Here is an 18,845-nt window from a genome sequence, read left to right on the forward strand (position 1 = left end):
ACAGTCTAGCGCGAGAAACGGGGTTTCGCTTAAAACAAGTGAACTTATAATTATAAGCCTTTATCAGAGTCAACTCATTAAGTAAGTAACAACGAATAAGGAAGGCGCCGCTGCCTTGAATTGCGGCTTCCAATCCACTGATTCTGATATATATAAAGAGAAAACTGATAAATTCAGCCTTCCTTATGACCCAACCGAAGAAACGACGCATTTCCCAAGCCCAGATCGCCAAAGAGATCGGCTGCTCCCAAGCCCTCGTGTCCATGGCCCTCAACGGCCACACCAAGGGAATCTCCGAAAAGACCTACAACGCGATCCGCGAGCTAGCCGCCCAGCAGGGCTACGCCCCCAAGGGCATGAAAATCGAGGCCAACCTCAGCGAACTGCAGCAGCGCACCATCGGCTACATCCTGCGTTCCCCCCTCAAGCTCGCCAACAAGAGCAACTTCTTCAGCCACATCCACCAAGGCCTCCACGAGCACCTGCTCGAACACAAGCTCAAGACCGTCTACCTCGGCTCCGAGGACGACATCAACCAGTCCGAAAGCAGTTTCGCGTCCCACTTCTCCGACTCCGTACGCGGCATCGCCATCATGGGCGAAGTCGATCCCGGCTTCCTCGCCAAAGTGCTGGAGACCGGACGGCCGCTCGTCTACATTTCGGCCCGCGCCTCCGGCCAGTGCCACTCCGTGCTTTCCAACGAGCACGAATCCGGCGAACTGCTCGTCAAGCACCTCTACGACCTCGGCCACCGGCAATTCGCCTGGCTCGGCGGCGGCCGCCCCCGTGGACGCCACGACGATCGACTCAACTCCGTCGAAGCCGCCCTTTCCAAACGGGGGCTCAGCCTAAGCGAGGCAGCCAAAGTAACGCTCGACGGAGCCGACCGCAACGAGGGCTACCTCGCCGCCAAGCAGATACTCGAGCAGACAGGAGAACGGCCCACCGCCTGGATCTGCCTCAACGCCCTCATGGCCCGAGGCGCCATCAACCTCCTCCTGCAGCATCAGGTGGAAATCGGAAAATCCGTCAGCATCGCCGCCTTCGACATGACCCGAATTTGCGAAGAAGAGCACCCCACCCTCACCTCTGCCGGAGCCGACCCCGAAGCGATGGGACGCGAGGCGGGACGCATCTTGACGCAATCCATCGAAGCGGATTCCGCCGGCCTGACCGACGTAACTCTGCCCGCCCACCTCAAGGTGCGCGAATCGACCGGCCCCGCCCCCCAGTAGGGCGACCGATTGGGGCATCGCCCAATCGTCCGTTCGAAGGATTCCCTTTCACTGGCCCGTCCCTCCAAGAAAGGCCATCCGCTCTGCTGCGAAAACGCTCGCCAAGCCGACCGGATAAAACCGGAGCTTCGCCCTGCGTTTCCCAATCAGCCGGTATTTGATATCCCGATACCTGCAAGGAATGCGGCTCCCGTGATTTCACGGATACAATAAAAAAAACGCGTAGTCCTTTCGGACTACGCGTTCGTAGTTAAAACTCAGATACTGTCTTAAAAGGCGGGGGGGGGCTAGAACTTGCCCTTTACGCCCAAGGCCCACTGTACGCCGAACTCTTCGATACGCTCAGGAACCACGATGCTACGGTCAGCATTAGCAACGAACTGCTTCTGCTCCTTGTTGAAGATATTGCGGCCGCTCACGAAGATCTTAGTCTTCTTGTTGATGCTGTAGTCAATATTCAGGTCGACCTGCTCGAGGCGATCGCGGTAGAGCTGGAAGTTCTCCACGAAATCACCATTCGAATCGTAGGTTCTCATGTCCGAGAAACCTCCGACGAGCTGCTCGCCCTTGCTGTTGAACTTCAACTGGATCTTCAGCGGCTTGCGGTCGTAGGTGAGGCCGAGGTTGTAGCTCTCTTCCACCATGTCTTCCAACTCGTGGATCACGGAGCCGTTAACATTGCGCTTCACGTCGATGAAGGTCGCATTGGCCAATAGGCTGAAGCTGCTCAGCCAATCAGGCATTCCAGCTCCCTTGAGAGAACGGAAGTAGCTGAACTCCATACCATCGATGGTCGCTTCGCCACCGTTAACCTGAGTCTCGAATCGATATTCAGGAGTGTCAGCCAAGAAGCTTGGCAGATCGAAGGCAGCGAACTCCGCATCGCTCAGCTGGTTCAAGATACCATTGTAGCTTACGATGTAGTTGGAGATTTCCTTGCGGAACAAACCAGCCGAGATGGAACCGCCCGATTGTGGGTAGTACTCGAAGGTTAGATCGTAGTTGTCGGCATCTTGAGGACGCAAGCCGGTGTTATTGAATTCCACGACACCATCGGACTCCATTTCATCTTCCGCAGGACGATCGATTTCGAACTGTGGAATGATAGAGCTAAAATCCTGACGTCCAATTGTGTTCGCATAAGCGAGACGCATCAAGAAATGCTCGTTGAAGTCATAAACAGCGTGGAGGCTTGGGTAGAAGTCATCGTAGCTAGTGCTAGATACCTTACGCTGGCTCCACTGAGCCATGAGGCGTTCCGTTTCATCGGCGATCCCTTCCCCGAGGCTTTCATCGAAGTAACCACCTTCGCCGGTCATATCGGTCTTCTCGTAGCGTACGCCACCAGTAAGCTTCAGCTTGGAATCCATGAAGTTCAACTGACCCATCATGTACGCGGCAGAGATCTTCTCTTCAGCCGTGTAGCGCTGGTTCGCGAGCTCAACGATGTTTTCAGTCGTGCGGCTACCCCATTCGAAGTTGTCCTGGTTCGCTGCGTAGTAATCGTAGATATCCTCGTAGTCAGGCCATTGGATAATGCCAGGGCCGATATAGAGAGCGTCTTGCCCAGAATAGATCTGCTCCGCAGGCAATCCAGTATCGTCGTATGTCGAATTTACGTGACGCAGACGAGTACGGTTGCGGTTGGCGTGACGCTCTTGCTTCTGCTGGCGAACACCCATCTTGAAGTAACCTGTGTTTTCGCCAACACGGATGTTGCGCTTCATGTCGAAGTTGAACCCGGTGAAATCGTCCTGAGCGTCTTGCTCGCGGGTCTGCACCTCGTCCAAGTCAAAAGTCGATAGGCTCGCGACACCATAGGTCGGGTCGACGTTACCGCTAGAATCATAGAGCGTCAAAGTAGGCGTATATTGAACTACGCCATTATAAGGATCGCCAACGTTACTGAACTCAAAGCGTCCGGTGTAATCGTCGTCACCGATGACCGCCATGATCATACCTTGGGAAAAGTCGTCGTAGAAGTTAGTCGCGGTAGAGGAGAATGCTCCCGCTTCGTAAGTCCACACGTCGCCGTAGTGCTTGATCTTGAAATCGCCGTGCCATGTGTCGCCGTACTTGTTTCTCCAGGAACCGCCGAGGTCGATGTCGCCGCGGCCTACGTCGCCGAGCATATAAGTCGGAGAGATAACGGAGTCCGGATCATTGCCATCGCTATCAGTTGTCGAGGTGATATTAGTATCCCAAGTGATATTGCGATTACGGAATTCCGAAGAGTAATCGTTGAACTGCAAGCTGCCGGAAATGACAGTGTTCTCGCCCCACTTATAGTCGGACTTGATGTGATAGGATTCGCGGTGAGTGTACTTAGGACCATCCTGAATGTAGTAGCGGCGCAGCATTGGGGTACCGATGCCGTCGCCTGAATTATCCGTTACCCAACGGGTACGAACGCGATGCTGCTCGTTGAACTGATTGGAGTTCGTGTAGTTGAATATAACGCCCAACGTTCCGTCCTTGAAGACGTCCGCATAAGTCAGGTCAAAACCTGGCTTGATCTTATGGCTGTTGAAGTCGCCGTGACCTGGAGTGGATCCCAGGTCCAAATCTTCGCTGTTGCCGCTGAAGTATACACGATACTTGATCTCGCGACCGTCACGCTCGAAGGCGCTCTTGCTCACGAGGTTTACCGCGCCACCCAGCGAATCCGCCGCGATGTCCGGAGTGGGAACCTTAGCGACTTCCACGCGTTCGATATTATTGATGGAAAGCTGCTCGAGCTCGAAATCGCGAGCCTTGGCGCCGGACGCGGCGCTCGCCATGCGATTGCCGTCCACCGTCACCGGCGTGAAATTGTCCGCCATGCCACGAACCGTGATCGTACGAGCATCCGCCGCGACATAGTTGATGTTCACGCCAGGCAACATCTTAACGAACTCGCCCACGTTACCTTCCGTCACGTCGCCAAAGGCGCCGGAGTCGACCACGTTGACGTTGTAGTCGGACACGCGCTGCTGGTTGATCGCTCGGCTGTAGGCGTCGACTTCGTTCTTCACCTCGAATGCCGCCAACTCGAAGACTTCTTCGTCGTCGTCGAAAGTATTGCGGCTTTTCAGCTCTATCGTCGCCGGCGTTACGCTCTGCCCTGCCTGCACGTCTACCATAATAGTGCGAGCGAAGTAACCCAAGTGCTCGATGTCCAAGGACACCGTGCCAGGGGCAACGCCTGTCAGGCGGTAGGTTCCGTCCGGGCCAGTCCGAGTGGAGTTGCCCGTATCCGAAACGCTAACGGTTACGTTTTCTACATAGAGTCCAGATACGGCATCCTTTACACGCCCAGTGATACGGCCGGTGTCCTGGCCGAAGGCGCTAATACCCGAAGCCAATACGGCGACAAGTAGAGTTAGAAAGCGAGGCAACGCACATGCGTCGGCAGAAACTCGCGCAATTCTCGTACGAGAAAATAGTTTCATAAGTCGATAGGGTTAGGGTTCTTGGGGGAAACCAGACAGACGGACGTTCAATCCAATCCGACTGTGGCTCCTAATAACTATCAGAAAGGACCGTTTGTCAAATAAAACTTATAATTATAATCTCCGTCATTATAAGAATTAGCAGCGACTGCCCCCAAGGGACTTCTCCCTAGCGGAGGGCGTTTCACTCTAACAGCGGGGAACTGGGCAGATGTCCTCATTTCGGAATTTCCTCCGGCCTCTCCCAGCCGCGAACATTGTTCGCCCGGCCGCACTTTCAAAAACCTGCAAAAAAGAAAAATTGCTTCGCAGGAGCGTTGCTGCGCCCCGCAAGCCAGGCTCCAGACGCAAAAAAGCGCCCCGCGAACAACGGGACGCCCAAGCGCTAAACGGGTTGGCCTTCCATCAAGTGATCCCTAGGATCTTGCGGCCTTCCTCGGAGATCATCTGCGGGTTCCAAACCGGATCCCAGACGATGTCCACCGTAGCCTCCGAAACCGAATCCAACTGCTTGATACGAGTCCGGGCATCCTCCGCGATCACCGGCCCCATGCCGCACCCCTGGGCCGTCAAAGTCATCTTCACGAACACTTCCGATTGCCCGGCCTCCGCCTTCTCGATGCGCAAATCGTAGATCAATCCGAGGTCGACGATGTTGATGGGGATTTCCGGATCGAAGCACTGACGCAAGGCGCCCCACACCTGGTCCTCCAAGGACTCGCCGTTATCGCCGGCCGCAGCCGCGTCTTCCCCCAAGTCAACCTCCTCCAAAGCATCGACATCCAAGCTCGCGATGCGAAACAAGCCCGCATCCGTACGCACCGTGACGTTACCGCCCAAAGTCTGCGTGATGAAGACTCCCGTCCCCTTTTCCAGCGTCACCGCGTTTCCGGCGGGAATCGCCGTCGCGCTACAGTCTCTCGTAAGTACCGTTTCCATTTCGTTTTCCTCTAGCAGGTAAGTTATTTCAGTCGATCGAGATCGTGTACGGCAAAACGGCATACACGCCCTTCGGATCGTTAAAGCGGGAGCTCATCTCACTGGCTTCTCGGTAGAGGTCAACCAAAGGCTGCAAGGCCCCGCGAGCCGAAGCATCCGCGGTTTGCTTGGAAACGTTCTGAAACAAGTCGTCCAAGAAGTTCTTTGCCTTGGGAAGCTCCATCACTGCGGGCGTCTCCCCCAAGCCCGCCTCCGCACCCGCAAAGGCGATCGCGTCGCCCAAGCCGCCCAACTCGTCCACCAAGCCAAGCTCCAGAGCGTCGGCTCCCGACCAGATACGCCCTTCCGCGATCTCCGCCACCGCCGACACCTCCAGGCCACGCCCCTCCGCGACTTTCGTCAGAAAGGAATCGTACACCAGATCCACCTGACGCTGCACCAGCGCCATCTCGCGGTCCGTCTTAGCCCGGAACTGACCCATCAAATCCGCATGCTTCGTCGTCTTCACCGTATCGAAATTCACGCCATGGGTAGAGGCCAGCTCCTCGTAGTTGAAGAAAACGCCGATCACGCCGATCGAGCCCGTCAAGGTATTGGGCTGAGCGTAGATCTTGTCCGCGTATGCGGAAATCCAATACCCGCCCGACGCAGCCAACGAACCCATGGAAACGACCACGGGCATCTTTTCCTTAGCCAGTCGAACCTCGCGCTGGATCACTTCGCTGGCCAAGGCGCTGCCGCCCGGCGAATTTACCCGCAGCACCATCGCCTTCACCTTGTCGTTCTGGCGGGCCTGGCGAATTTCCCGAGCTAGCGAGCTGCCGCCCACCTGGCCGTCCTTGCCCTCCCCATTCACGATCGATCCCTCCGCATAGATCACCGCCACGAAGCCATCGCTCGAATACTCCGGACGCACCGTGGCGGGCAGGTAAGCGTCGAGCGACGTCTGCACGAAGGAATGGGACGTCTCGTCCACGCTCGAAACCGCCTGCATCTTGGCGATCAACTCGTCCGTATGGAGCAGCTCGTCGACCAGTCCCAGCTCCAGGGCGTCCTTCGCCACCAACATGCCCAGCTCGTTGAGCTTCCGCTCATAAAGCTCCGGCTCGATCCCCGCTCCTGCGGCGATCACTGCCAAGTATTCCGACCAAAAGTCCTCCAGCACGGCCGCGTTCGCTTCCCGGGACGGCTCGCTCATCCCCTCCAGCACAAAGCTCTCCGCTGCCGCCTTGTACTCGCCCGCGCGCGTCACTTGCACCCCGATGCCGTACTTCTTCATGAAACCGCCGAGGTAGGGATAGCTCATCGACATGCCCGTGTCCGAAACCACTCCCTCCGGATTCATGTAAATCGTGTCCGCAGCAGCCGTCACGTACATGTCACGAGCGCTTGGATACACCAGGTAAGCGGCAACCGGCTTGCCGGACTCCTTGAAGCTCTCGATCGCCTCCCGCACTTCCTTCAATGCCGCGAAACCGGAGCCGTAGCCGTCGGTCGAGAAAGACCCCGTCAACAACAAGCCCTTGATGCGATTGTCCTTCCCAGCCGCCACCAAGGCCCGCTTGAGCGACAGCAAGGAAAAGCTCCTCTGCCCTTCCCCGCCCAGAACCTCGTCCATGATCGCGTCGCGGGTCATGCCCACCGGACGATCCTGCACGGTGGCCGACATGTCGAAGACCAGCACGCTGCCGTTCGCAACTTGCGGTACCGGTTGGCTCATCGACGCGATCACACCGAACAAAACCATCACGAAAAGCGCCAAACCACCCGCCGCGAATACGATCGCCAGCAAGGACGCAAAAAACGTCTTAAAAAATCCCTTCATAGCTACAGATAGATGATAAACAACCTAGACACCCACATCGGCGCCTAGTCGCAAACCTAAACTACCAAGGGCCGCGGAGCAAGGCAGCCGCTGCCTCGCGCCCGCTACCAGCAGGAACGGCCGCCGTCCATCTCGGCGCCCTTCCCCGGCAGAGGCTCCAAGGCCTCCTCCAGAACGCCCTTCGCCTTCGGCCAACAAAGGATCGCCTCCACCACCATCCAAGCCTCCAGGGCCATGGTAGACACCGCGATGCCGATCAAGGGCCAGTTCTTGCTCTCCGCCGCGAGCCAACCGCCTTCCGTGAAAAGCTGGTAGCCCATCGCCCACGCCGGCATCACCAGCATGAAAACCGTGGGGATCGCCACGAACCAGACCGGCAAACGGCGACGCCACATCCAAAAGGCGATCACCAGGAAGGCCAAACCGCCCAAAAGCTGGTTCGTCGCTCCAAACATCGGCCACAAGATCAAACCGCCCTTCCCCACGTTTGCCCAAGTCCACTCCATCCCTTCCGGCGGAATCGCCGCCATCCAAAACGCGACCAGCACCGCGAAAATCGTCGCCCCGTGCTTATCGGTCAGCCACGAAAGCGGATTGGCCGACAGGACCGGCCGGCCTCGCCCGTCCTTCGACGCGAAGGTCCCGGCCAGCTCCTGCACCACGTAGCGCTGCAAACGGCAGGCCGTATCGAGCGTCGTCGCTGCAAAGGAGGCCACCAGCACGCCCATCAGGGCAACCGCGAACTGCGGGGCCAAACCGAGCGCCTTCAGGAAATTCGCCGCCCCGTCCACAAAAGCGCCCACCTTGGCCGCCAAACCGCCCGCAGCCGCCCAAGACTCGTAACGCGCCGCATAGGCCGCTTCGCCCAGCAGCACCTCGCCGCCCGCGCCCTGGATGCCTAGGCCCAAGCCGGCCACGCACGCGAGAATGACCAAGGTCGCCAAAAAGCCCTCCAGCAACATCGATCCGAATCCCACGAACTGCGCGTCCGTCTCGCAACGCAGCTGCTTGCTCGAAGTCCCGCTCGAGACCAGGCAATGAAATCCGCTGATCGCTCCGCAAGCGATGGTGATAAAGAGAAAGGGAAACATTACCGGAGCCCCCGCCACCCCGGTGCGAATTGCCGGGGCCGCGATCTCCAGGCTCGGACGCAGCTCCGAATCCCCGATCGGGCTCCCGCCCGCGAAGGCCGCCACCACCAGGCCTACTACCACCAAGGCCAGCGCCGTGATCAGCTGCAAGCTGTTGATGAAGTCGCGCGGCTGCAGCAAGGACCAGACCGGCAGCACCGAGGCAACGTAGGAATACACCAGCAGCAAGGCCACCCAATGGGCCACCGGCCACGCCGCCAAAGTCATGTTGAAGGCATGGATCCAACCTTCCTTGTCGCCAAAGGCCACCGACAGGTACATTAATGCCAAGGCGATCAAAGACGGCAGCAGCAGGCCGATCCCCTTGCGATGCAACCAAACCCCGATCGCCACCGCCAAAGGGATCTGCACCAAACACGGAAAGATTGCTCCCGGGTAGCTCTTGAAAACCACCGCGATCACCAAACCGAAAATCGCCAGCACGATCGTGAGAGCCAGGAACAGGATGAACAGAAACAAGAAACGTATCCTCGGATTCAATACGCGCCCCGAGATCTCCCCCACCGTCTGGCCGCGATTGCGCATCGATACCACCAGCGAACCAAAGTCATGCACCGCGCCCAGCAGCACCGAGCCGAACAAAACCCACAGCAAGGCCGGCACCCAGCCCCAGATCACCGCGATGGCCGGCCCGACGATCGGCCCCGTTCCTGCTATGGAAGTGAAGTGATGACCAAAAACCACGAACTTATCCGTCGGCACGAAATCCGCGTCGTCGTTCAAGGCCACGCTCGGCGCCTCCACGTCATCGCGCAGCTTGAAGATCTTGCGTGCCAGAAAACGGCCGTAGGTATGGTAAACGATCAGGTAGAGGACGCCAACGCCAAGGGCGATCAAAAGGGTAGACATAACGCAAACAGGGTACGCGGTTCAAAATGCAGAAAGCCCCGCTATCCAAGCCCTCGCCATCGCCTAGGCAATCCTTTTCCCCAGCGGCCCAGTCGCGCAATTGTCGCCGGCAAGCCGGATCCCAGTTTGACTCAGCCCAGCGCCCCGTAGAAATTCCCCAGCTCGCAGCCTAAACAACGACCTAAGAACCACGCACATGGATACCCACGCGGAACCGCAAGAGTTTCTCACCACCAACCGTAAGTCCCTCACTATCAATCTCGACAACGAGAAATACGGGACCTTCGCCGAAATCGGAGCCGGACAGGAAACGTGCCGCAACTTCTTCCAGGCCGGAGGCGCCGCCGGCACCATCGCCAAGACCATTTCGGCCTACGACATGACCTTCAGCGATTCGATTTACGGTAAAGTCGGCCGCTACGTCTCCCTCGAGCGCGTCATCAAGATGATCGACCACGAGTACGCCCTGCTCGAGGAACGCCTCAAAGAGGACGTCGGGCACGAGAAGACCTTCTTCGCCTACGCCAACACCATGAAGGCCAAAAGCTACCGCGGCGGCGACGACACCCACGGCTGGATGGGCATCCGCTTCCAGTCCGTCCCCGGAGGCGAGCCGAGCGAGATCCTCCTGCACTGCCGCATGTGGGACCCGGAAAACGTGCAGCAACAGCACGCCGTCGGCATCCTCGGCACCAACCTCATCTACGGCGCCTTCTACCTGCACGACAACGTCGAAGCCTTCATCGAATCCCTCGTCGACAACGTCGGCAACGAACGCATCGAAGTCGACTTCATCAAGTTCCGCGGCCCCGCCTTCAAAGGCGTCGACGACCGCATCGCCAACCTCCACCTGGTGCGACGCGGCCTCACCAACGCCGTGCTCTTCTCCCCCGAAGGCGAAATCACCCAACCCTCCGAAGCCCTCTACAAGAAGGCCATTCTCGTCGAACGCGGCAGCTTCCGCCCCGTCACCCGCGTCAACATCGACATGCTCAAGTGCTCCGGCGCCCAATTCATCCAAGAGCCCTCCGTGCAAGGCAAGGACGTCATCGTGCTCGCCGAGATCACCATGAACAACCTGCTCGCCTCCGGGAAGCTCGACTACGAGGACTACCTCGCCCGCATCGACACCATCGGCGCCACCGGCAACTACGTGCTCATCTCCAACTACTTCGAGTTCTACCGCCTCACGTCCTACTTCCGTCGATACACCGGCGAAATGATCGGCGTCTGCATGGGCATCAATAACCTGCTCGAGGTCTTCAACGAAAAGTACTACGCCCACCTCGCCGGCGGCATCCTCGAATCCTTCGGCCGCCTCCTCAAGAATTCGGTACGCCTCTACATCTACCCCATGAAACAGAAGGCCTATCGACGCTACCTGGAAATCCAGAACGCCGAGAACAACGGCCAGCCCGTTCCTCCCAACAACGGCGGCCCCGCCGAAACCAAAGGCGGCCTCACCGACGACCTACTCATCACCTGCAACAACCTCCGCGTAAAGCCCCAGCTCACCAACCTCTACCTCCATCTACTGGAAAACGGATACATCGAGCACATCCGCGGGATAGACGAAGAGCTGCTCGAAATCTTCTCCCGAGACATTCTCAGCGCCATCGCCGAAAAGGACCCCATCTGGGAAAAGATGGTCCCGCCCGCCGCCATCGAATTCATCAAATCGAAACAATTATTTGGATACAGCGAGCAAGCATAAGCTTCCGCAAACGCCCACAACCACTCACGCCAAGATGACAGACACCCAAGACCCCACTCCAAGCGAATCCACCAAGTCGCCCCTCAAGCTCCTTGCCCAAAAGCTCGGCGTCGTCCAGCGCGAAGCCGGTCGCCTCGGAATCCCCACCCTCGTCATCATCGAAGGGCTCGACGCCTCCAGCAAAGGCAAGCTGCTCAACCAAATCCTGCTGGAGATCGACAGCCGTTCCTTCAAGGTCTACTCCACCCACGCCTCCCACGAAGAGCCGCGCCACTATCCCCTGCTCCATCGCTTCTGGAACAACACCCCCAGCCAAGGAAAGATCCAGTTCTACGACCGAGGCCCCTACTACCTCGTGCTCGACGCCTGGGCCGAAGGCAAGCTGCACGAAGACCAGCTCGACCAGTACTGGTCCGACATCATCAACTTCGAAAGGCACCTCCACGACAGCGGCGTGGAAATCGTGAAGCTCTTCCTCGACGTATCCAAAAAGACCCAGGCCAAGCGCTTCCGCAAACTGGAAGAGAACCCCAAGACCGCTTGGCGCGTCACCGCCAAGGACTGGCGGCGCCACCGCCAGTACCGCAGCTACCGCGATACCGCCATGCAAGGCATCGAAACCACCGACCGCGACTACGCCAAGTGGCACACCATCGACACCGAAAACTTCAAGGGCGCCCTCATCGAAATCTACAACCGGATCATCGACCACCTCCAAGGCGCCATCAACCGTAAGAAAAAAGCGCTACAAAGCCCGGCCGACAAAAGCGTCACCCACCAGTGGATTCCGTACATCGGCCACGATTACCTCGGCGATACCAAATTCGAGGAAGCCATGGATCGGGCCAAGTACAAGGCCGCCCTCAAACGGAAGCAGGCCAAGATCCACGAGCTCGTCCACGAAATCCACACCCACCAAATCCCAGTCGTCATCGTCTTCTGCGGTTGGGACGCCGCCGGCAAAGGCGGCTGCATCAAGCGACTCGTGCAAAGCATCGACCCGCGTGGATACGAAGTAAACCCCGTCGCAGCTCCCACCAAGATCGAGCTCAGCCACCACTACCTCTGGCGCTTCTGGAAGGAAATGCCACGCCGCGGCAAGATCGCCATCTTCGACCGCTCCTGGTACGGCCGCGTGCTCGTCGAACGCGTCGAGGCCCTCTGCTCCAACAAGGAATGGCAAGCCGCCTACCGCGAGATGAACGAGATGGAGCTCCACCTCGCCAACTTCGGAACCACCATCCTCAAGTTCTGGCTCCACATCGACAAGGATACCCAACTCGAACGCTTCGAAGCCCGCCAGCTCGACCCCCTCAAAAACTGGAAGATCACCGAGGAAGACTGGCGCAATCGCGAGAAGTGGGAAATGTACGAAGACTCGATCAACGAGATGATCGAAAAAACGAATACAGATTACGCCCCATGGCACATAGTCCCCGCCACTTGTAAAATGCTGGCCCGCATCGAAGTTCTCGATACCGTCATCCGCGCCCTGAAGAAAGCCATCAAGCAAGCCCGCAAAGCGCCGCTCTAAAGCGCGGTCGCGACTCCAAGTAGCGCCGTAGATTCAACGCAAAAAAAAGCCGAGGCTAACCAGCCTCGGCTTTTGTGTTTTGAAAAGGATTGAAGCGACTACTTCTTCTTTTTCTTAGCGACCTTCTTCTTGGCAGCCTTCTTGGCAGGCGCCTTCTTAGCAGGTGCTTTCTTGGCAGCCTTCTTAGCGGCCTTCTTAGGAGCTGCCGCCTTCTTGGCAGGTGCCTTCTTCGCAGCCTTCTTGGCTACTTTCTTGGCAGCCTTCTTAGCAGCTACCTTCTTCACTGCCTTCTTAGGAGCAGCTTTCTTGGCAGCCTTCTTAGCGGCTTTCTTGGCAGCCTTCTTAGCAGGCACCTTCTTGGCAGCTTTCTTAGCGGCCTTCTTGGCAGGCTTTGGCTTCGGAGCAGCCTTTTCGATTCCAGACTTGGAAGGAACAGTTGGTAGCTTCTCGAGAGCTGCGCGAAGCAGTTCGCCGATGCTTACCTTCTTGCCCTTAGCGAGCGCTACGAGCTCCTTCTTTTGGTCGAGCGGAAGACGTACCGAAATTTGACGGTGGTCTTCTGCTGCTGGAGCGAATCCAGCGTAGTCAAACCCAGCGATCGCGTGGCGAATAATTTCGCTTTTGGATACACCGAGCTGCTTTTGATACTTGTCGAGGACAGCGATCAAATCTGCCTTTAGATCGAATGTGAGAGGAGAACTCTCAGCGCCTTTTTTTGCGGCCATAACTTTAGTATGGTTTGGATTAACGGTTTATTCGGTGAGAATTATTAAACCTAAGTTAGCGTTCAATTACCCAAAAACCTTAGTTTTTCAATCTTATTTCTGTTAGTATTTTTTGGGTACAGCCGGTTTTTACAAAAAATTGCGGCCAAATTCGCCCGTATTCAGATTTTCGGCATCAATCGATCCCGCATTCCGAATTCGCGTATCCAGATCATAAAACCGGATACATGGGTAATACTTCCCAAGAATAAGCCTACCCTCGTCAAACACTGAAAGTACCAGAATCGTCGATACAGCATTCACCGTATCCACAATTCCGAACCCTCTCGCGACCATCAGACCAAGGTTCCTAGCTCCACGTCCGACCGCTCCACGCAAAGGCGCTGGCAGCGCTTCAAGTCCAACTTACCCGTCCCCAACTGCGGCAGGGCCGCGACCTGCAAGACCTCTTGCGGTATCCACAAATTCGGTATCCCGCGTTCCCGCAGCGAACGAGCGAGTGAGCTCAGATCTATCGCCCCAGTAGCCAACAGCACCAAGGCCTCTCCCTTGCGCTCGCAATCGCGAGCGCCCACGAACAAGCCCAACTCTGGATACAGGCTGGCGATTTCGTTTTCGACCATCGTGTGGGAAACCATTTCACCCGCGATCTTCGAGAAGCGAGACAGCCTCCCTTCGATCACAAGGCAACCGTCCTCGTCGAATCGCCCGACGTCTCCCGTATCGAACCAGCCATCGCCGACGAACCGACTTTCGCTTACCGTATCCAAATACCCGCGAAAGACATTGGGAGCCTTCACCAAGATGCGTCCGGACTCGCCGCGAGCTCGCAGCTGCGTTTCGTTTTCCTCGTCCACGATACGCAGCCAAACGCCCGGCAAAGGACGCCCCGCCGTCCCCAGCTTGTATCCAATTTGGCTCAGCGCATAGCGCCCCAGCATCTCCCGACTGTGCAAGCAATTCGCCGCAACCACCGGAGCGCACTCCGTCAATCCATAGCCTTCCAAAACGGGAATGCCGAAACGCGACTCCCATTGCGCCGACAATTCGACAGGCAGCTTTTCCGCGCCCGCGATCGTCAAACGCAAACTCGCAAAGTCTTCCGCGCTCGCCCGCTTCAAGTAGCCGCGCAAAAAGGTCGGCGTTCCCAGCATCACGCTCACCGACTCTTCACGAATCGCGGCCACATTCTCCTTCGATTGCAAAGGCGACGGCGTCGACACCACCTGCATCCCTTTCAGCAAAGGCAGCCACAGGCCTCCCGTGAGGCCAAAGCTGTGGAACAGCGGCAGGTTCGCCAACACGCGATCCGAGGATCGCATCAAGTAACACTCCGACAACTGGGTCACGTTCGCCACTAGGTTTCGGTGCGACAAGGGAATCGCTTTCGGCTGCGCCGAGCTGCCGCTCGAAAACAGCAAGGTCGCCTCTCGGTCGCCTCCCGTATCCTGAATCGAATACAAGCGACGCAACCAAGCGGCCGGAAAAATGGCGCAAGCAAACGCATCCCAAAGCAAACGAGGACCGCGCATCTGCGGCATCACGTCTTCTACGAACAGCAAGTCGACACCCGAAAAGTCCAGCTCGCCAAATCGCCCCAAGACCTTCCGCGAAGTGACCACCGTTCGCAAATCCGCCGATTTCAGCATCGCTTCGAAAACGTCGGAACTCACCGTTGGATTCAGGTTCACGCTCGACTTCCCCGCCCACAAAGCGCCGAGGTTGGCCGCAAAACCTGGCAAGCCAGGAGGCAACAGAATCCCAACTCGCCGCGCCGTATCCGCTTTTTCCATCACGCGAGCAAAGCCAAGCCCCAGGCCAAGCAGAGCGTAGTTGCGAACCTTCAAAGCCCCCAAGCCCCGGTCGTTCAAACGCAGCGAAAACAAACGTCGCTTGAGCGCAGCGAAGGCAAGAGCGCCGAGATTCGCGCCCAGCTCCGCCCGACTCGAAAACGCTTCATACCCCAGCTTCGCAACCGCATCCTGCATGGCATCCGTATTCGCATCGCCACCGCGCAACGCATCGCCAAACGAAATCGAAACCGGACGACGCAGCGGCATGCCCGCCCGATAACGGAACGGCTTATCCGCGAAGCTGAAAGCCGAACCCCACATCCCATCGATAGATGCCGGCAACACCGCGGCGCCCGAAAGCTTCGCCATCAACTCCGCGCCTTTCTTGAACGGCATGATCATACCGGTACGCGTCAGAGCTCCTTCCGGAAAGATGCAGACGACATCGCCCGCCTTCAACGCTTGCACCGACTTCGACACCGCTTCCTTCGCTCCCTTCGGCGACACCGCGATGACCTTGAATTTTCGATACGCCCAACGCATCAAGCGAAAGCGCAGCATCTCGTCCGTACCCAGAAAGCGAACCGGACGGGGCGACGCGAGATAGATCAACAATGCGTCCACATAACTCACGTGATTCGCCACGATCAATACGCCTCCTTCCGTCGGCATTCGCTCCAAGCCCTTCAAGCGCATCGGGTAAATCACCTTTGCGATTCCCAGCAAAAGCACGCGAACCAAACTTTCCGGAACCAAGACGACCATAAAGCCCAGCACCAGCACTGCGGTCGCTGCTACCACCCAAAGCTGAGCTTGCGGACTCCAGGCTAGGTATCCCATCGCAGACCCCAAAGCGACGAAGGCCCCCGACATCAAGTTAATGAATAGATTGTTCGCCGCGATCGATCCCACCCGTACCTCGTCGCGGGCCGATGCGACAAAGAGCGCGTTCAAGGGAGCCGAGAAAAGCCCGCCGCTCACGCCCAACAAAAAGACGCAGCCCACCGCCCATGGACCCGCTTCCCAAAGCAAAGCCGTTGCCGGGACCAATGCCGCCAGCATCACGGCTCCCACGAACGACAAACCGACTTCGATCCGCTTCCGACAAAGGTAAGCAGCCATGCCACTTCCCATCGCAACCCCCAAGCCCAGCAAAGCCGCCATCATTCCGCCTTGGCTCGCAGACCCCATCTCTTGTCCATGATCCCAACGACTATCCTGCAACAGGATCATCACCAACAAAGCCCCTACTCCATAAAACCAAGCCAAGCCCAACGAAGACCAACGGAGCGCGGGACGGCCCAACACCTCGCGAGCTACCGATAAAAAACGGTCCCGCGACTCGCGCCCGACCTCCGCTCCAGAGCGTATCCCCGAAACCACGACATAGGCCGTAGCCGAAATTGCCGCCGAGGCCAACCCCGCAACCGCAGCCGCCGACCACGGAGAACCCAGCACCCCCCACACCTGATCGAAGGACCAACCACCCAAAGCCAAACCTGCCAAAGTCGCGCCCACGCCCGCCAACCCGAGCAAGCCCATCATCTGACCAATCTTCGCCTCTCCGCACAGATCCTTCAGCAATGCGTTTCGCGACGGAGCCAGAAAGCTAGACTGGCAAGCCACGGCAGCCAAGGAGACCAGCACGCCAGCGAAGGAGTGCAGCAAGGCGCTCACCGCCAAAAGCGTCATCGCCGCAGTTTGCAAAAGCAGGCTTCCCCGCACCACCGCAACCTTGGAATAACGGTCGCTCAAACGCCCCGCCACCGGAGCCAAGAAGATGTACGGCAAAACGTAGAGAGCCGAAATAACGCCTACCCAAACCGCAGCCTGCCGCTCCACAAAGGTCGCAGCCACCAAAGCCGACGCCGTTATTTTTGCGACGTGGTCCCCGAAGGCATTCAAGCCTTGGGTCACGATCAATCGATACGAAGAAGAGAGAGGTGCATGTGTGCTCATGCACTCCCCTTCGCTCAGTCCGCGCCAAGGCCGGATCCACGCCTGATTATCAACGCCTTACAAAACCTACCAGATCCACAACACCAAAACACCCAACCTTAACTACACAACCCATACCTACAAATTATGCGCATACCCACCAGCTGAAGGCTTGTTTGCGCCTTATTCCACACCTAGCACATAGCGCTTGGCGGTGCGCCGATCGACCTGCAGGATCCGCGCGGTCTCCTCGTAGCTTCCCCCGCGTCGATACACCTCCTGGGCATAGCGGCTCAGCAACTGGTTCGCCGTCAGCGACTGATCGGCGCCTTCCTGCACGCGAACCGCATCGTCGCGACTCACGCTCAGGTCTTCCGCTTCGTAGCTCCCATGTATCAGAATATTGCGTACGCACTGCTCCAGCTCGCGAAAGTTGCCAGGCCAACGGTAGGCCTGTCCCAGGTTTTTGGATATCCACGAAGTCGCCTCGTCCGCTAACGAATCCCCGTCGCTCGGGCCTGCCACCTTGATGGCGATATGCCGCACCAGCACCTCCAACTCGCTCCCCTTCCCCGCGAGCACCTCCCGAAGGCTAGGCGTGCGGATGCGATCCGCGCACAAACGAAAATAGAAGTCCTCCCGAAAGTTTCCGCCCGCAATCTCGTCCGGCAGATCCCGATTTGTGGCCGCCATCACCTTACCCACGAAGGGACGCAACGAGGTATCGCCCAAGCGCTGAAACTGGCGCGTCTGCAATACACGCAAGAGCTTTACCTGAATCGACGCATCCGTCTCGCCAATCTCGTCCAGGAAAACCGTGCCAAAGCGACCGCACTCCTCGAAGTACCCCTCGCGATCCTGCAAGGCTCCGGTAAAGGCGCCTTTGCGGTGCCCGAAAAGCTCGGACTCGATCAAGGTCGGCGAAAGGGCAGACAGGTTGAGCGGATAAAACGCTGCCCCGAAATCCACTGCGAACTTACCAGCCTGCAGATCGAAAGGCACGAAACGGGACATGCCCACGGCGCGAGCCACCAATTCCTTACCCGTTCCCGAAGGACCCGTGATCAAAGTCACGATATCGCTCATACGATTGTATAGAGATCTCTGATACCGCCGCATGTCGTGCGTGAAACAGCTGCTCCAGATGCGGCCGCGCAAAGCGCTGATCGCTTCCGATCCCCCCACCAAATACCGATAAATATTCAGCCAAGCGCGACGCAGCTGGAAATAGAGAGCGAAGTACAGGCTCTCCTGTTCCGGAGAAAAGCGGGTCGCCGCATGCACCGACAGAAAATATCGCTGGCGATCTCTGTATTCATAATAAAACGACACGCCACCCGGTTGCGGTTTTCCCTCCAAGGACGACTCGATCAACTTGTCGTACTTTTCCATGAACTCGTGGTAGACCACGAAATGGACCAGGTTCTCGTAAGCCGCGCTCTCCGCCGGCGAAACGTCCTTCACTTTCGAAAGCTTAGCCCGAGCCGGCTCCATCATCGAAAGCGCCAGAGCGATCAGCTTCTTCAAATTCGGAGCCAAGAGCTCCTCCGCTTCGCCCGGCCCTACATAACTCTCGCGCTCCTGGTAATCCTTGCCCAAGCACTCCCGCTCCAGCTCCCAACGCGATTCCTCGAAGGGATTGCAATAAACGATATCCGCCAGCTTCTGGGCAAGCGGCCATTGGTCTCGGGTAAAGATCTTTTGTGGCATC

General features: G+C 57.8%; 10 protein-coding genes. 3 read left to right on the plus strand and 7 right to left on the minus strand.

Annotation, left to right across the window (positions count from 1 at the left end; translation table 11 throughout):
* The first annotated feature begins 185 nt into the window (after positions 1-185).
* The gene (locus QEH57_RS04780) at positions 186-1,235 is read left to right on the plus strand and encodes a LacI family DNA-binding transcriptional regulator (protein WP_309005540.1); all 1,050 of its coding nucleotides are present in this window, start codon (positions 186-188) and stop codon (positions 1,233-1,235) included.
* Positions 1,236-1,522: 287 nt separating this feature from the next.
* Here the strand turns inward: QEH57_RS04780 and QEH57_RS04785 are convergent, their stop codons facing one another.
* The 4 genes from QEH57_RS04785 to QEH57_RS04800 all read right to left on the minus strand — a co-directional run bounded on the left by QEH57_RS04785 (position 1,523) and on the right by QEH57_RS04800 (position 9,430).
* Positions 1,523-4,579: a TonB-dependent receptor gene (locus QEH57_RS04785; RefSeq protein WP_309005541.1), complete on the minus strand. Its 3,057-nt coding sequence runs from the start codon at positions 4,577-4,579 to the stop codon at positions 1,523-1,525.
* A 492-nt stretch (positions 4,580-5,071) separates the two neighbouring features.
* A complete protein-coding gene (locus QEH57_RS04790) occupies positions 5,072-5,605 on the minus strand; it encodes an iron-sulfur cluster assembly protein (RefSeq protein ID WP_309005543.1) in 534 nt (177 codons plus the stop codon).
* 28 nt (positions 5,606-5,633) lie between these two features.
* Positions 5,634-7,430 carry a signal peptide peptidase SppA gene (gene sppA / locus QEH57_RS04795; protein ID WP_309005544.1) on the minus strand — a complete coding sequence of 599 codons (1,797 nt, stop codon included), beginning with the start codon at positions 7,428-7,430 and terminating at the stop codon, positions 5,634-5,636.
* Between the two features lie 104 nt (positions 7,431-7,534).
* A complete protein-coding gene (locus QEH57_RS04800) occupies positions 7,535-9,430 on the minus strand; it encodes a carbon starvation protein A (protein WP_309005545.1) in 1,896 nt (631 codons plus the stop codon).
* A gap of 196 nt (positions 9,431-9,626) precedes the next feature.
* Here QEH57_RS04800 and QEH57_RS04805 point away from each other — a divergent pair, with 196 nt between their 5' ends.
* Positions 9,627-11,144 (plus strand): TonB-dependent receptor, encoded by a 1,518-nt coding sequence (locus tag QEH57_RS04805; protein WP_309005546.1) that lies wholly within the window; start codon positions 9,627-9,629, stop codon positions 11,142-11,144.
* Positions 11,145-11,178: 34 nt separating this feature from the next.
* A complete protein-coding gene (locus tag QEH57_RS04810; RefSeq protein ID WP_309005547.1) occupies positions 11,179-12,678 on the plus strand; it encodes a hypothetical protein in 1,500 nt (499 codons plus the stop codon).
* A 98-nt stretch (positions 12,679-12,776) separates the two neighbouring features.
* Here the strand turns inward: QEH57_RS04810 and QEH57_RS04815 are convergent, their stop codons facing one another.
* From QEH57_RS04815 to QEH57_RS04825, 3 genes are all read right to left on the minus strand, one after another.
* Complete coding sequence (locus QEH57_RS04815) at positions 12,777-13,403, minus strand: ribbon-helix-helix protein, CopG family (protein ID WP_309005548.1); 627 nt, start codon at positions 13,401-13,403, stop codon at positions 12,777-12,779.
* 335 nt (positions 13,404-13,738) lie between these two features.
* Complete coding sequence (locus tag QEH57_RS04820) at positions 13,739-17,155, minus strand: MFS transporter (protein ID WP_309005550.1); 3,417 nt, start codon at positions 17,153-17,155, stop codon at positions 13,739-13,741.
* Between the two features lie 162 nt (positions 17,156-17,317).
* Positions 17,318-18,844: a sigma 54-interacting transcriptional regulator gene (locus QEH57_RS04825; RefSeq protein ID WP_309005551.1), complete on the minus strand. Its 1,527-nt coding sequence runs from the start codon at positions 18,842-18,844 to the stop codon at positions 17,318-17,320.
* Position 18,845: the final 1 nt, after the last annotated feature.

It is taken from the genome of Pelagicoccus sp. SDUM812005 (genome assembly GCF_031127875.1).
Classification (GTDB): Bacteria; Verrucomicrobiota; Verrucomicrobiia; order Opitutales; family Opitutaceae; genus Pelagicoccus.

Coding starts and splice junctions, on each gene's coding strand:
- QEH57_RS04825 (WP_309005551.1), bottom strand. CDS start 18,844: ATGCCACAAAAGATCTTTACCCGAGACCAATGGCCGCTTGCCCAGAAG.
- QEH57_RS04790 (WP_309005543.1), bottom strand. CDS start 5,605: ATGGAAACGGTACTTACGAGAGACTGTAGCGCGACGGCGATTCCCGCC.
- QEH57_RS04800 (WP_309005545.1), bottom strand. CDS start 9,430: ATGTCTACCCTTTTGATCGCCCTTGGCGTTGGCGTCCTCTACCTGATC.
- QEH57_RS04810 (WP_309005547.1), top strand. CDS start 11,179: ATGACAGACACCCAAGACCCCACTCCAAGCGAATCCACCAAGTCGCCC.
- QEH57_RS04805 (WP_309005546.1), top strand. CDS start 9,627: ATGGATACCCACGCGGAACCGCAAGAGTTTCTCACCACCAACCGTAAG.
- sppA (WP_309005544.1), bottom strand. CDS start 7,430: ATGAAGGGATTTTTTAAGACGTTTTTTGCGTCCTTGCTGGCGATCGTA.
- QEH57_RS04815 (WP_309005548.1), bottom strand. CDS start 13,403: ATGGCCGCAAAAAAAGGCGCTGAGAGTTCTCCTCTCACATTCGATCTA.
- QEH57_RS04820 (WP_309005550.1), bottom strand. CDS start 17,155: ATGAGCACACATGCACCTCTCTCTTCTTCGTATCGATTGATCGTGACC.
- QEH57_RS04780 (WP_309005540.1), top strand. CDS start 186: ATGACCCAACCGAAGAAACGACGCATTTCCCAAGCCCAGATCGCCAAA.